This is a genomic window from Flavobacterium sp. FlaQc-49 (assembly GCF_044005985.1).
GTDB lineage: Bacteria > Bacteroidota > Bacteroidia > Flavobacteriales > Flavobacteriaceae > Flavobacterium > Flavobacterium cupriresistens.
In genome coordinates this window covers 387,721-402,230 of sequence record NZ_JBIPCS010000003.1, presented here as the reverse complement: position 1 = coordinate 402,230, position 14,510 = coordinate 387,721, and the positions used below count along the sequence as shown (strand labels likewise).

At 34.8% G+C, this 14,510-nt stretch carries 16 protein-coding genes; 5 read left to right on the top strand and 11 right to left on the bottom strand.

Annotated features, from left to right (window positions below):
* Window positions 1-170 precede the first annotated feature (170 nt).
* Window positions 171-692 (top strand): GNAT family N-acetyltransferase, encoded by a 522-nt coding sequence (locus ACHRV3_RS08145; RefSeq protein ID WP_395433904.1) that lies wholly within the window; start codon window positions 171-173, stop codon window positions 690-692.
* 42 nt (window positions 693-734) lie between these two features.
* On the opposite strand, the gene ACHRV3_RS08140 is transcribed toward ACHRV3_RS08145, so the two are convergent.
* Together ACHRV3_RS08140 and rlmN are read right to left on the bottom strand one after the other, a co-directional pair.
* Window positions 735-1,712: a polyprenyl synthetase family protein gene (locus ACHRV3_RS08140; RefSeq protein WP_230004605.1), complete on the bottom strand. Its 978-nt coding sequence runs from the start codon at window positions 1,710-1,712 to the stop codon at window positions 735-737.
* Window positions 1,713-2,354: 642 nt separating this feature from the next.
* Entirely contained in the window at window positions 2,355-3,398 is a 1,044-nt protein-coding gene (gene rlmN, locus ACHRV3_RS08135) for a 23S rRNA (adenine(2503)-C(2))-methyltransferase RlmN (RefSeq protein WP_047778368.1), read from the bottom strand.
* 439 nt (window positions 3,399-3,837) lie between these two features.
* Between rlmN and ACHRV3_RS08130 the strand changes: the two genes are divergently transcribed.
* The 4 genes from ACHRV3_RS08130 (at window position 3,838) to ACHRV3_RS08115 (ending at window position 6,807) form a co-directional block, all read left to right on the top strand.
* Complete coding sequence (locus tag ACHRV3_RS08130) at window positions 3,838-4,440, top strand: YceI family protein (protein WP_047778367.1); 603 nt, start codon at window positions 3,838-3,840, stop codon at window positions 4,438-4,440.
* Between the two features lie 253 nt (window positions 4,441-4,693).
* Window positions 4,694-5,026 carry a hypothetical protein gene (locus ACHRV3_RS08125; protein WP_047778366.1) on the top strand — a complete coding sequence of 111 codons (333 nt, stop codon included), beginning with the start codon at window positions 4,694-4,696 and terminating at the stop codon, window positions 5,024-5,026.
* Between the two features lie 113 nt (window positions 5,027-5,139).
* Window positions 5,140-5,781 (top strand): O-methyltransferase, encoded by a 642-nt coding sequence (locus ACHRV3_RS08120; RefSeq protein ID WP_395433903.1) that lies wholly within the window; start codon window positions 5,140-5,142, stop codon window positions 5,779-5,781.
* 315 nt (window positions 5,782-6,096) lie between these two features.
* Window positions 6,097-6,807: a phytanoyl-CoA dioxygenase family protein gene (locus ACHRV3_RS08115; protein ID WP_395433902.1), complete on the top strand. Its 711-nt coding sequence runs from the start codon at window positions 6,097-6,099 to the stop codon at window positions 6,805-6,807.
* Between the two features lie 7 nt (window positions 6,808-6,814).
* Here the strand turns inward: ACHRV3_RS08115 and ACHRV3_RS08110 are convergent, their stop codons facing one another.
* From ACHRV3_RS08110 to ACHRV3_RS08070, 9 genes are all read right to left on the bottom strand, one after another.
* Window positions 6,815-7,372: a DinB family protein gene (locus ACHRV3_RS08110; protein ID WP_395433901.1), complete on the bottom strand. Its 558-nt coding sequence runs from the start codon at window positions 7,370-7,372 to the stop codon at window positions 6,815-6,817.
* A 55-nt stretch (window positions 7,373-7,427) separates the two neighbouring features.
* Entirely contained in the window at window positions 7,428-7,961 is a 534-nt protein-coding gene (locus ACHRV3_RS08105; RefSeq protein ID WP_395433900.1) for a Crp/Fnr family transcriptional regulator, read from the bottom strand.
* 287 nt (window positions 7,962-8,248) lie between these two features.
* The gene (locus ACHRV3_RS08100; protein ID WP_395433899.1) at window positions 8,249-8,812 is read right to left on the bottom strand and encodes a phosphatase PAP2 family protein; all 564 of its coding nucleotides are present in this window, start codon (window positions 8,810-8,812) and stop codon (window positions 8,249-8,251) included.
* Entirely contained in the window at window positions 8,812-9,159 is a 348-nt protein-coding gene (locus ACHRV3_RS08095) for a twin-arginine translocase TatA/TatE family subunit (protein ID WP_047778361.1), read from the bottom strand. The genes ACHRV3_RS08100 and ACHRV3_RS08095 overlap by 1 nt, the downstream gene beginning before the upstream one ends.
* Before the next feature lie 199 nt (window positions 9,160-9,358).
* Complete coding sequence (locus tag ACHRV3_RS08090) at window positions 9,359-11,605, bottom strand: M1 family metallopeptidase (RefSeq protein ID WP_230004599.1); 2,247 nt, start codon at window positions 11,603-11,605, stop codon at window positions 9,359-9,361.
* A 65-nt stretch (window positions 11,606-11,670) separates the two neighbouring features.
* Complete coding sequence (locus ACHRV3_RS08085; RefSeq protein ID WP_395433898.1) at window positions 11,671-12,177, bottom strand: DUF6702 family protein; 507 nt, start codon at window positions 12,175-12,177, stop codon at window positions 11,671-11,673.
* Entirely contained in the window at window positions 12,174-12,929 is a 756-nt protein-coding gene (locus tag ACHRV3_RS08080) for a hypothetical protein (protein WP_047778358.1), read from the bottom strand. The genes ACHRV3_RS08085 and ACHRV3_RS08080 overlap by 4 nt, the downstream gene beginning before the upstream one ends.
* A complete protein-coding gene (locus ACHRV3_RS08075) occupies window positions 12,919-13,644 on the bottom strand; it encodes a carboxypeptidase-like regulatory domain-containing protein (protein ID WP_395433897.1) in 726 nt (241 codons plus the stop codon). Before ACHRV3_RS08075 ends, ACHRV3_RS08080 begins: the two co-directional genes overlap by 11 nt.
* On the bottom strand, window positions 13,631-14,398 hold the full coding sequence (locus ACHRV3_RS08070) for a hypothetical protein (protein WP_395433896.1): 768 nt from the start codon (window positions 14,396-14,398) through the stop codon (window positions 13,631-13,633). The genes ACHRV3_RS08075 and ACHRV3_RS08070 overlap by 14 nt, the downstream gene beginning before the upstream one ends.
* Between the last annotated feature and the right edge of the window lie 112 nt (window positions 14,399-14,510).

The following is a 14,510-nucleotide window of genomic DNA, read 5'->3' as shown; positions in this document are numbered from 1 at the left end:
AAAAAAAAACTAATTATTTTTTCTTTGTTACTAAAATTCACTTCCAAAGTTAACGCTGAAATTGTAAACTACTTCTTAATTTGGTATTTTTGAATGAGATTCTTGTACCAATCTTGAAAAGACCGGGATGGATTTACAAAAATTCCAAAAAAGAAACACTTTTAAATTTTATGAAAAATAGCACCATTCAAAAAGTAACACTGGAAGATATTGCGCAATTGCAGAAAATTGGAAGACAAACTTTTTCTGAAACTTTTTCAGGAGACAACTCTGAAGAAGACATGACGCAATATTTAGACGAACATTTTTCAACAGAAAAATTGACTAATGAACTTAACAACAAAAACTCCGAATTTTATTTTGCTGTTCTTGACGGTGCCGTAATCGGTTATTTAAAACTGAACTTCGGCGAATCCCAGACTGAGTTAAAGGATACTAAAGCAGTAGAAATTGAAAGAATTTATGTGCCGAAAGAATTTCACGGACAAAGCGTGGGACAACTACTTTACGAAAAAGCAATTCAGGTAGCCAAACAAAAAGAGGCCGATTATGTTTGGTTGGGGGTTTGGGAAGAAAACAAGAGAGCACTTAGTTTCTATACCAAAAATGGTTTTATAGCATTTGACAAACACATTTTTGTTTTGGGAAATGATCCGCAAACCGATATTATGATGAAACTTCAATTAAAATAATAAAGTGCAATGCCAACGAAGGATTTATCTAAAAGAAAAAAATTATTTCTTTCTCTCAATAACATAATTCACCATCAAAGTCAAAGCGGCTTTGTATTCAGAGTCTTCAAAATTTTGAAGTAATGAAAGTGCTTCTTGCTGGAATTCGACCATTTTGTTTTCGGCATAGGTCAAGCCATTATGGTCTTTGACAAAGGCAATCACTTCTTTAACTCTTTTCTTGTCTTTGTTGTGGTTTTTGATCGAGTTGATTACCCATTTTTTTTCCTGCGGTGTACAATTATTGAGCACATGAATTAAAGGCAAAGTCATTTTTTGTTCTTTAATATCAATTCCGGTTGGTTTTCCGATAGCTTCTTCGCTATAGTCAAATAAATCGTCTTTGATTTGAAAAGCCATACCGATAAGCTCCCCAAACTTGCGCATATTTTCTACCTGCGCATCGTCTTCGATTACCGATTTTGCACCAAGTGCACAACAAGCCGCGATAAGTGTAGCAGTCTTCTTTCGGATAATTTCGTAATAAACCTCTTCGGTAATATCGAGTCTTCTGGCTTTTTCGATTTGAAGTAATTCTCCTTCGCTCATTTCGCGAACAGCAACTGAAATAATTCGAAGCAAATCAAAATCACCGTTATCAATAGAAAGCAGTAGTCCTTTTGACAGTAAATAATCCCCAACTAAAACCGCGATTTTATTTTTCCAAAGTGCATTGATCGAGAAAAACCCACGACGACGATTACTGTCATCCACCACATCATCATGTACGAGAGTTGCGGTATGAATCAGCTCTATTACAGATGCTCCGCGATAGGTTCTTTCGTTCACAATTCCACCCGAAACCATTTTTGCAGTCAGAAAAACAAACATTGGACGCATTTGTTTTCCTTTGCGGTTTACGATATAATACGTAATACGGTTCAGTAATGCGACCTTTGAGGTCATCGATTCATGGAACTTTTTTTCAAAAAGTTCCATCTCGTTAAAAATGGGCTGTTTTATTTGAGAGGTAATATTCATTTCGATTCCAAATATACTATTTTAAATAAAAAAACGTAGCGTATTTAAGATTAGTATGTCAACATTTTATGCACTAATTTTAAAGTTTACGGAAGCAAACTTATAAACGTTCTGCAACAGGATCTTTTTTTAGCACCACTTATCAATCGATTTGATTCTGATAGGGGATCAAGTACAAAACCTGTAGAGTAGTAAAAAATTGAATTTGAAAGTTTAATTTATCTAAAAAACACACCCCGCTTACAAAACACACCCCCCGCTTGTCATTTCGACAAAGGAGAAATCACACAAGAAATTCCGTAAAGAAAATCGCCAATCTTTGTAGAATATTGGATGTGATTTCTCCTTCGTCGAAAGGACAGAAGTGCAGGAAATATGGCTTTAACGTTTGATAATGCAACTATTTATGCTTCAACAAAATGTTAAACTAGTATTGATTAACACTATTCACTTTCACCACACCTCCTACATCGAAAGCACAAATGCAGCGATTAAACTTTGCGAGATTTTTACTTCTCCACAACTTTTAAACTTGATCTCTGATACACTCTAAAAACCAAAACCTTTTTTGCCAAAAAAAAAGCATTAAAAACAGGTCTAAATCTCGTCTTTAATGCTTTTTTATGCTGTATAATTAAAAAACTATCCTTCTTTATTTGCCAATTGTCCGCAGGCGGCATCAATATCTTTTCCTCTGCTTCGGCGTACTTTTACCACTACTCCGATATTCTCTAATGCTTTTATATAAGCTAATATAGATTCTTCTGAAGCTTGTTGAAATTCTCCATCGTCAATTGGATTGTATTCAATTAAATTTACTTTACAGGGTACATATTTGCAAAACTTAACCAAGGCATCTATTGAGGCTTTATCGTCGTTGATTCCTTTCCAAACCACGTATTCGTACGAGATTTTGTTTTTGGTCTTTCTGTACCAATATTCTAAAGCTTCACGCAAGTCTGCCAGCGGGAAATTTTTACTAAAAGGCATGATCTTCGCGCGAATTTCATCAATAGCTGAATGCAAGGAAACCGCTAATTTGAATTTCACATCATCATCGGCCATTTTTTTAATCATTTTCGGAATTCCGGATGTCGAAACCATAATGCGTTTTGGTGACATTCCCAGACCTTCTGTAGAGGTAATCATATCGATTGCTTTAATGACATTGTTATAATTCATTAAAGGCTCTCCCATTCCCATAAAAACAATATTCGACAATGGGTGATTGTGATATAAACGACTTTCTTTATCTATAGCCAAAACCTGATCGTAGATTTCTCCCGGTTCCAGATTTCGCATTCTTTTTAATCTTGCTGTGGCACAAAAATTACAATCTAAACTGCAGCCCACCTGACTGGAAACACAGGCTGTTGTTCGGGTTTCGGTAGGAATCAAAACGGATTCTACCACCAAACCATCATGCAAACGAACTGCATTTTTTACGGTTCCGTCGCTACTGCGCTGCATGGTATCAACCTTAATGTGGTTGATTACAAAATTATTCTCCAACATGGCCCTTGTAGGTTTCGCTACATTGGTCATATCCTCAAAACTGTGTGCTCCTTTACTCCATAACCATTCATAGACTTGGTTGCCACGGAAAGCTTTGTCGTTATTAGCGACAAAAAAATCCCGTAATTGATCTTTTGATAAGGCTCGTATGTCTTTTTTCTCGATTTGCATGGTGCAAATTTAAGCACTTTTGTTGTTTTTTTCTATTTTTTAAAGTCAATCTTCCTAAATAGCCGTATTTTAGAAAATTACGATCCTCTTCACTTTTATTGTTATCTAATCTCTAAAGTCTTTTAAATGGCGGTATTTCTTTTTTAAAGCTTCAAAAAAAGCAATTAAAATTCGATAGAGAAACTTCTTTAAAAATTCGATTATTTCAATTCAAAACAGTAAAAACAAGACTCTTACTAAAAAGAGAAACACATCCTCCAATACCGGGTTAATTAGTATAGGACTTTAATACCTTTTTAACCATGACTTTTATCATGCCCGTTTTTAGGTGTTCCCCATACATTTGATCTAAGAAATAAGGGGTCGTTTTCAATACTGCAAAACCTGATCGAGATAGAGATTTCCTTATTTAAAAAGACTAACCAATACATTATTAAAAATGAAGACAATTAAATCAATTTTATTGACCGTACTTTTTACAATCGTATCCTTACAACTCAACGCACAAAAAAACTATCTGGTGGCCAAATCGGCTTTTGAAGTTGCCGGCACTTCAACCGTACATGACTGGGTAATGAAATCTTCGGAAGGAAGCGGTATTGCTAACTTAACTGTTAAAGGTTCTAAATTAACGGAGATTAATAACTTAACCGTTACCCTTCCGGCAGAAAGTATAAAAAGCCCTAAAACAAGTATGGATGAAATCGCTTATGAAACTTTGGAGACCAAAACACATAAAAATATCAAGTATGTTTTAAAATCAGCCACTCAGATAAACGAAACAACCTGGGTACTACTTGGAACTTACACCATTGCTGGCGTGAGTAGAGACTATAAAACCCAGATCAGTACAGCGAGCACTAATGGAAACATTATTTTACAGGGGTCTAACCAAATCACTTTTGCCGATTTTGAAATGGCTCCTCCACAGGCTGCACTGGGAATTGTTAAAGCCGGGAAAAACTTAACCATAATGTTTCGCATTACGCTAAGCCAGGAAGGTCATTTAAGTACTTCTGATTATTTGACACAAGCGAAATAACAACAAAAACACTTAACAGCTTACCGCACAGCCATAAGATCAAATTAGAGACGCTTTTCGTCCACCCAACAATTACAATATCTAAAAAAGCTTTTATAGAATTTTTAGTAAGTTTAAAACTTTGGCACAAGAATTGTCTTTCAGTAAAAAGAAAGATAATCGCACAAAGAGCTCAATCATTTTAAAATTTGTACTTTTATTTTTTCAGCTTTATAACCTTTATAATTTAATCTATTTAAAAATCTAATTAATCATGAAAAAACAAATTTTAAGTTTAGCTGTTGTTGCTCTATTAGCAGTTACTGTACAATCTTGCGGAGACAAAAAAGAAACAAAACCTGAAGAAGAATTAACACTTGGAAACAAGGTAGATTCGTTAACTACAGATCTTGAAGAAGTGAAAGACAGCGCTGTAAGCAAAACAGAAGATGCTGCACAGGACGTAAAAGATGCTACCAAAAAAGCCGCTGATGATGTTAAAGACGCGACTAAAAAAGGAGCAGATAAAGTAGAAGCAGCTGCAAAAGCCGCTAAAGACGGAACTGTAAAAACAGCTAAGGAAGTAGATGCTGCTCTAAAAAAATAGCATTCTATTTCAATTCATAAAAGAACCATTCGCTACAACGAATGGTTTTTTTATGGGAAAAAGTTACCCAATATTTTTTGTATTTTTGTTTTTCAACCTTAGAAGAATATCACATGCATTTTATATCACAGGAATTAGAAGATTACATCGAACAACATTCTGAAAACGAACCGGAATTATTGGCGAAATTAAACAAGGAAACCTACCAGAAAATACTTTTGCCAAGAATGTTGAGCGGGCATTTTCAAGGTCGTGTACTGAGCATGTTGTCTAAATTGATCCGTCCGGTAAACATTCTTGAAATTGGGACTTATACCGGTTATGCTGCTTTGTGTTTGTGCGAAGGAATGCAGGAAAACGGACAATTGCATACGATTGATATTAAAGAGGAGTTAATTGATTTTCAAAGAAAATATTTTGACGCCTCGCCTTGGGGAGAACAGATTTTCCAACATCTGGGAGAAGCCGTTTCTATTATACCAACTTTAGAAATAAAATTTGATTTGGTTTTTATAGATGCCGATAAAGAAAATTACCTGAACTATTGGGAAATGATTGTTCCAAAAATGAACAAAGGCGGTATTATTTTATCCGACAACGTCCTTTGGAGCGGAAAAATCCTTGAACCGCTACATCCAAATGACATTAGCACAAAAGTTCTTTTAGAATACAATACGCTTCTGAAAAATGACCCTAGAGTTGAAACGGTTTTATTACCTATTCGCGATGGATTGACAGTTAGTCGGGTACTTTAGTTTTTAAGTTACTGAGGTTCTGAGGCACTGAGTTGCTGAGTTTTTAAATTCTGACTAAAGCCTTTTTATGTTTTGCTGAATTTTACTCCTTCATCTCAATGTCATTAAGTTAATGATATTTTTTCACGCGGATTCAGTGGATTTTTTTTTCATTCTGCTAAAATCTGCGTGAGACTTTTTTTGACAATCCTTAACTAAATAACATTGCGCTAATGCTGGAAGCTATTGAAAATTGTAATAAATCTACTAACTTCTCGCTAAATTTGGCTCCTCCATTTCTCGGACTAATTACAAACACTTAAAACGAACTCCTAAATGAATTATCTGAACAAAATAGACACTGAAGGTTTTGCTATTATTGATAAGGTATACAACGAGAAGGAAATCAATAAGATAATCTCCTTAATTGAAAATACGACCGAAAACACAACCGAAAATGCCACTTTTAGAAAATCTCAGGATTTATTTGCCATTAGGCAATTTCACAAAGAAATTCCGGAAACTTTAGATTTTATTTTCAATCAAAACTTAAAGGATATTATTGAAAATACTTTTGGGAAAGGCTTTTTTATAACCAAATCCATCTATTTTGATAAACCCGAAAAATCAAACTGGTTTGTTGGGTATCATCAGGATTTGACTATTTCTGTTGACAAAAAAATGGAGATTGAAAACTTCGAAAACTGGACGGTTAAACAAAATCAATTTGCTGTTCAGCCTCCAAAAGAAATTCTCGAAAACAACTTTACAATACGAATTCACATGGACAAAACCACAAAGGAAAATGGTGCTTTGAAAGTGATAAAAAATTCTCATTCTAAAGGTATTCTAAGAATCGAAAATCTCGAAATGGAGGATGAAACGATTTGTGAAGTCGAAAAAGGCGGCATTATGATTATGAGACCTTTGCTTTTTCACGCATCCAGCAAAACAACAAATAACGAAAGAAGACGTGTAATTCATATTGAGTTTAGTAAGCAAGAGCTACCAAACGGTTTGTTGTGGAGTGAAAAAGATTTTATTTAAAATCAACTCAAATATCACGAGCAGCATCCAATACTCTTTCGGCTTGCGTAACATGTCTTTGATTGTGGTAAATTACAAATCTGAAAGTATCTCCTAATTTCAAACGTATTCCTTTAGAGATACTAATAGCCGTTTTTGTTTTGGCAAGGCTTACTTCTTTGGCATTATTCAGCAATTTGAGCATCTCAATTTGCTGATTGATAAAATCATCAATAACGGCTTTGTCCAATGTGCTGTTTATGGGATTCATGCTCTTAAAAGTTTTCATTGTATTTAGCTTTTCTTTTGGCATCATACTTTTTGCGAAATAATCCCCCAGCCAGCCGCTTTTAAAATACCTTTCCTGTTCTGAACTGGTTTTCTGTATTTGCCCGGTAATTTCAGGAAGATAAAATCTACCGTAGCGATTAAGATGTTCCAAACATTCCAAAATACTCCAGGCCTTAGGGTTTGTCCTGAAATTAAGCACGGCATCACTTTCTGCTTTCAAAGACTCCGCTTTGTCAATAATTAGCTGTGTACTCGCTATTAAGTCTTTTATTAAATCCTCCGATTTTATATTCATGTTGCTGATTTTTGACAAAGTTCCTTAACTTTTGAACAGAAAACATTGATTGAAATCAACGTTTTTTTAGCCTCGACAAAGTTTCGGGACTCATCCTCAAATAATTTGCGATATGTCTGTTTGGAACTTCCTGAAATAACTGTGGACTTCTTTTCAACACCCTCTCAAAACGTTCTTTGGGTGAACTGATCAGAATGTCTTTTTCCCGTTCAACTTGCTGCAGAACGAGATCTTCTATAATTTTTATCCAAAGCCTGAGATTATCTTCGTTCCGGTTAACAAAGTCCATAAATCCCTTTTTCGGAATAACTTTTACCAGCGTCTTTTTTATAGCCTGAATATAAAAATCCGACGGACTCTCAGACAGAAACGAGTCTATCGAAACCACTATATTGTTTTTATACCCAAAACGAATAATACGTTCTTCATCATCATCCAGTACAAAAATCCGCAGACTGCCCTCCTCTATAAAATAAATATTGGTATCAACACTTCCTTCTACTTTGAGGAATTCATTGCGTTCAATGGCAATTGTATTTTCAACCAGATTATTTTGTTGGATCAAGTGTATGAGGTCACCGACTTTCATATCGTACTAAAGTTTAACAGGATGAATTTAGTTCTTTTTATTTGTACAGAAAACCATTGGCGATTATTATTTAACAATAGTACTAAAGCTGCAGAAAGAATAGTAAGTTTTTTGACACTGGTGCTCCTACTACTGCAATTCAAAGACGAATAAAAGCTACGAATCACAAACAGAAGCTAAGATTGCCTATCTCTGATCTCTATTATATTCAGCTTCTAAATTTAAAAACTTAAAAACTTAGAACCTTAGAATCTCAGTATCTCAGAACTCTTATCAACACTCTAATATTATCCCGGAAAGTACCTGGGTTTTAATTTTCGATACAGCAAATAAATCAATGTCCCAAAAACGGCTCCAACAAAATAGCCGGTAAGAATGTCTCCCGGATAGTGCAATCCCAGATAAATACGGCTATAAGCGAACACTAACGGCCATAAAAACAAGAAACCCAAATATTTAAAATGGCGTTTTAAGACTAAGTATAAAAAGGTCGCAACAGCCATCGTATTGGCCGCATGACCGGAGAAAAAACTAAATGATTTTCTAACCTGAACAATACGAATAAAAGTGTTGATTTCTGGGTTATTACAAGGACGTAAACGCTGAACGGTATTTTTGACCAGATTCGTAGTTTGATCGGTAAACGCAATTAAAATAGCTATAAAAAGAAGTACATACAAGGTTTGTTTTCCTCCTATCTTTTTATAAATCAGATAAAAAATAAGTAGAAAAAGAGGCGTCCAATTCAATTGATTGGTGATAATCAACCATAATTTATCGTAAGTTTCAGAACCTAAACCATTCAGATACACAAAGAGGTTGGTATCTAATTCTTGTATTTTTTCGAGCATTATCTTTGGCGTTTTACAGGTCCTGAGATAGAGTCAATATCTTCTTTTACTTTTTCGATCTCATTGGTTGTATCGCCAAGCAAATTAGTTGTATCTCCCAGTAAATTAGTTTTTGCATTATTGATTTCAGCATTGATATTTCCGGTGATATCCGTCAAAGATTTAGCATCAAGACCATTGGCCTCTGCTCCTTTTTGAATTTCACTTTTAATATCGTTTGTAGCATTTTTTAACTGCGCCATTGCTTTACCCATTGTACGTGCGATTTCAGGCACCTTATCTGAACCAAAAAGCATTAGTACTATAAACAGTATGAAAACTAATTCTCCTCCTCCTATACCAAACATATCTTTTATTTTTGTGTAGCTACAAAGATATTAAAATTTGTAGCCGTGAGTTTTAAAATTTACTTAAAAAGAATGTTTAACCGTTATTTATTTTAACCGCAAGGTACGCAAAGAAAAAACGCAAGGTTCACAAAGTTTAATTATTGCTTTGCGAACCTTGCGTAAACCTTTTGCGGCCCTTGCGGTTAAATTTTTATTCTTAGTCAAACTTTGACTTCACTTCTACTTTTGGCCAGGAATTATTGGTTACATCAATATCAGCAGTCATTAATTTTGGATCTATTTGTATGCTTTTGATTGCTTTTTCTGTTGCATACACTTTTTTAGCCGTGTCGTTATTCTTTCTCCAGATTTGAGCAGGATATTGGAAATTTTGTTGTGTTCCGTCCTCATAAGTAATCTCAACCAAAATTGGCATAATCATTCCGCCCGGTTTGTTAAACTCAACTTCGTAGAAATATTTAGGCGATTTTAAACCTGCTTTTTCCTCTGCGGTAAAAGTCTGATCTACATAATCCGCCAACAACTTTACCTCTTCTACTTTTAATGCTTTTTTCTTAGAAGTATTCACTTCAGCATTATCACCAGCTACCAGGTAAACAAATGGCCCTTTATCATATCCGAAACGTCCTTTTTTAACCTTTATGTCTTTGATGTCTGCTGTTGGAGTATCAGAAACATAATATTGTTTTACGTCATTGATTCCGATATCTACAAAATCAGTTGAATAAAACCATCCTCTGAAAAACCAATCTAAATCAACGGCAGAAGCATCTTCCATAGTTCTGAAAAAATCTTCAGGAGTCGGGTGTTTAAATTTCCATCTGTTGGCGTATGTTTTAAAAGCATAGTCAAACAATTCTCTTCCCATCACTACTTCTCTTAAAATATTAAGTCCCGTAGCCGGTTTTCCGTAAGCGTTATTTCCAAATTGCTGAATCGTTTCAGAATTAGACATGATTGGCTCTAAAAACTTTTGATCTCCGCTCATATAAGGAACAATATTTTTTGCAGGACCACGTCTTGATGGAAATTTAGAATCCAATTCCTGTTCTGCCATATACTCCATAAACGAATTTAAACCTTCATCCATCCAGCTCCACTGACGTTCATCTGAGTTTACAATCATTGGGAAAAAGTTATGACCCACTTCGTGAATTACCACACCGATCATTCCGTTTTTAATTTCTTTACTCGTTACCCCGTTTTCATCAGGACGACCATAGTTCCAACAAATCATTGGATATTCCATTCCCTGATCTTCTGCCGAAACAGAAACCGCTTTTGGATAAGGATAATCAAAAGTATGAGAAGAATAACTCTTTAAAGTATGTGCAACAGTCATCGTAGAAGTTTCTCCCCAAAGCGGATTTGCTTCTTTCGGATACACTGATTCCGCCATTACTACTTTGTTATTTAATTGTACAGCCATTGCATCGTAAATGAATTTTCTTGACGAAGCAATTCCAAAATCACGTACATTTTTAGCACTGAATTTCCATGTTTTTTTCTTTTCAGAGAAACCTTTTTCAGCAGCTTCTGCTTCAGCTTGTGTTACAATTACAACCGGTTTGTCAAATGATTTTTGAGCTTGCTCGTAACGTTTCACTTGTTCTGCTGTGAAAACTTCACTTCTGTTCACTAATTCTCCCGTTGCGTCAATAACGTGATCAGCAGGAACGGTAATATTTACGTCAAAATTTCCGAAAGGCAACGCAAACTCTCCGCTACCCCAGAACTGCATATTTTGCCAGCCTTCTACGTCATTGTAAACGGCCATTCTTGGATAAAACTGAGCAATTACATATAATTTGTTTCCGTCTTTTTCAAATAATTCATAACCGGAACGACCTCCACCTTCTTTGCGATAGTTATTGATGTTGTACCACCATTTTATTGCCAATGAAATCTTCTCTCCCGGTTTTAAAGGCGTTGCCAAGTTAATACGCATCATGGTTTCGTTGATCGTATAAGACATGGCGTTTCCTTTAGCATCTTTAACCTGTTCGATGTTAAAACCACGCTCTAAATCTTTCTTTAAGTACTTGTTCGAAAAACCTTCAAGTGGCAATACCTGATTCATTTTTTCGCTTTCCGCTAAAGAAGTTTGTGTGTTTGCTTTAGCCTGGTTCTGGTCTAACTGAATCCACAGGTACTCTAAAGTGTCCGGAGAGTTATTGGAATAAGTAATAACTTCAGAACCCGTTAATTTTGATTTTTTATCATCTAATTCTACATCAATTTTGTAGTCTGCCTGTTGTTGATAATAAGCCGGCCCCGGTGCTCCCGAAGCGGTACGAAACATATTAGGTGTAGCCAATAAATCGTACATCTGGCTAAATTTGTTTGTATCGTATTTACCTTGCTGTTTTGGTACAACAGGTGCTGTTTTCTCCTGAGCTATCAACATAGCCGGAAAAAGCAATAATAACGAAAGTGTTTTCATAAGTGTTTTTGGTTTTCTTTGAGGCTGTGAAAATAGCAATTAATCTAATAATTACGCCCTCTCAACTAATATTTTAACACTTCTCTCCTTGAGGATTCTGTAAAGAGAACACTCTTTTTGGTTCCAAAGGCTGAAATATGTGTAATATTTTGCTGTTCAGAATTCCAATCTACTAAAATGGTATTCGAAATTTCGATGGTCTTAAATTTATCAACGTCTTTTATTCGACAATAACAAACCAAGACATCTCCTGCTTCTACTTCTTTAGATAAAAAAGCAATTGATTTGGACTGACCGTTTATTTTTATTGAAAAATGCTCTGTAAGATACTTTTTCAATAAATCAACATCAGCCTGAGTTTCCTTTTCTGTACCAACGAAGGTTTTTTTGTGGTACTTCTTCTCCATACCATTATTTAAATCGTCAATAAAAATGCGCGATGTAATTTGAATCATCTTTTTTTCGGCCGCATAATTGACCTGAAAAACACCCACATAAAACTTATGAAAGGTAAAAGCTGAAAGGGATAAAAACAATATCCCGATTAAAGGATAAATTAATCTGTTTTTCATTTTTGATTCACTGCCGCTTTTTTAAACTCTTTATTTTTATTGACCATAAAATCCATCAGAATAAACTTGTCTTCGGGTTTTAGGTATTTTTTAGATTCCCCGTCGTTTGAACAGAACATTAAAAAAAGTTCTATTTCGTCCGGTTTTAATTCCAGTGTTTTACTGTAAAAATCAGGGGTGAAATTATCTTTAGCGTAGGCAACAAAAGCGATGTCAGAAATCACATCGTCTTTTACATCGTCTTTTTTACGAAGAAGCTTTTTAACGTCTTTAAAAATACGAACAAAATCAGTTCCATATTTTATAGTTTGATCAGAGTACATTGCAATATTTTTTGCGGTCGATTGTTTATCATCTACAAACTGCATGTCTACAAATTTTTGCGAACCTCCGTCAAGAGATTTCACTTTTAAATCCTTATGAACAATAACTTCTTTTAATTGATTATTTACCAAATCTAATTTTACCAGAAAAAGGATTTCAGCACAATCTTTCTCTGTCAAAACAACTTTTCTGGATTGAAATGCCAATCCTGAAAACAATAAAGTATCTTTAGGTTTTGCCAAAATATCAAACAATCCGCCAGAACCGATAAACGTTCTTACGTTTGCATTAACATTCATTACATAACCACTTTCAATGGCAAGAAAATCATTTATTACCTGCCCGTGTAGCGGTTTTCTTGTATTGTTTTGTCCCAAAACGATTTGACAAAATAAGCATGCAATAAGTAGTCCTAATTTATTTTTCATTTTCTAGAATTATTAAGTATTTCCTCGCTAGTTCGGTTATCAAAAACATACTCAGTGTTTTGTTTTTTGTATCCAAAGATACAGCAAATTCGCCATCATCCACACAATATAATTGAAATCCTTTAATGTCTTCGGGTGAAATTTTTAATCTTTCCGTATAATAATTCTCATCAAACATATACTCCATCTTTCTGAAAAGCGCTTCTTTTTTCTCGACATTCACTTCTTTTTTCAACATGGTAGTCCGACCTGAAATTTTATTTAACAATTTATCTATCGAAGTAGACGTTGCTGTATATACTTTTCGCTCTGCAGGGGTGTATTTTTTCTGACCGTACGGAATAATTCCCAGATTCTCAGCAGTAAGATCCGCGTTTTCATTGACAACAACTTCTTTCAACTGAATTTCTTTGACTGTCATTTTTACAACAATTGAATTCAAACTCAGATCATCAGCTGTAACCCTGTGTTTAAGCGGCTCTAAATTAACAGACGAAAAAACCAGAACATCTCCTTCTTTAACCACAATCGCAAACATACCGTTTACATCTGAAACAGTAGCTTGCTGAGTCGTATTATTGATAATATTCACTCCTTCAATTGTTGTAGAACGCTCTACAACCTGCCCCGTGATTTCTTTTGACACAGGAGCCTGTCCAAAAGTTATTCCGGTAATCAATAAAAGCAGTAGCAGCAAAATATTATTTGTTTTCAATCGCAAGTATTTCTTTGTATTTTACAGCCAGTTCTCCCAATAGGAACTCAGTAGCTGTTTTATTATCAGAGTTCAAAATAACGGTAAATTTATCATTATCTACCGCATAATATTCAAATCCTTTTACGTATTCGGCAGGGATTTTCAGTCTGTTCACAAAATGATCCATACTAAACATTTTTTCCAAAAGCTTCATAAAAAGTTCTTTTTTCTCTATTACAACCTCTTTTTTCAACATGGCTGTTCGACCCGATAAAAAATTAAACAACGGATCTGCCGAAACTGATCCGCCTGCCATTAATCCTGCATTTGCAGTAGGATTTAAAGCTGTTGCGGTATGTAATTTTCTTTCCGCTTGTGTATATTTTTTCTGATCACCAGGAATAATCCCTAAAGAAACAGCATTAATACCACTATAATTCCGCACAATAACTTCCTGCAAATGATGCATTACCATATTCAATCGTACCGTAAAATTGAGATCGGAAAAATTTTCAGTGGTTAACAGAACCCTGCTTTCTTTAAATTGTATGGAAGAAAAAACAAGGGTATCTCCAGCTTTAGCCATAATAGAAAAAGCACCGTCTCCACTCGTTGTAGCCATAACTTCTGTTTGAGCGTTTACCACATAAACCCCTTCCAAATCATTGGTATTGGAGGCTATTTTTCCATTAATAGCTATACGCTCCTGACTTTGCCCCCACACCGACTGGCTCAAAACAATAATCAAAACACATAAAAACTTATCGCTCAAAATATAAAGATTAAAATTATTCTTAAAAATGTAAAAATATCTTAATGTCTTCTAAATTTAATACTAACGGCTTGGTAAAAATATGTTAATTAAACTGCGGATTTCCAGAATC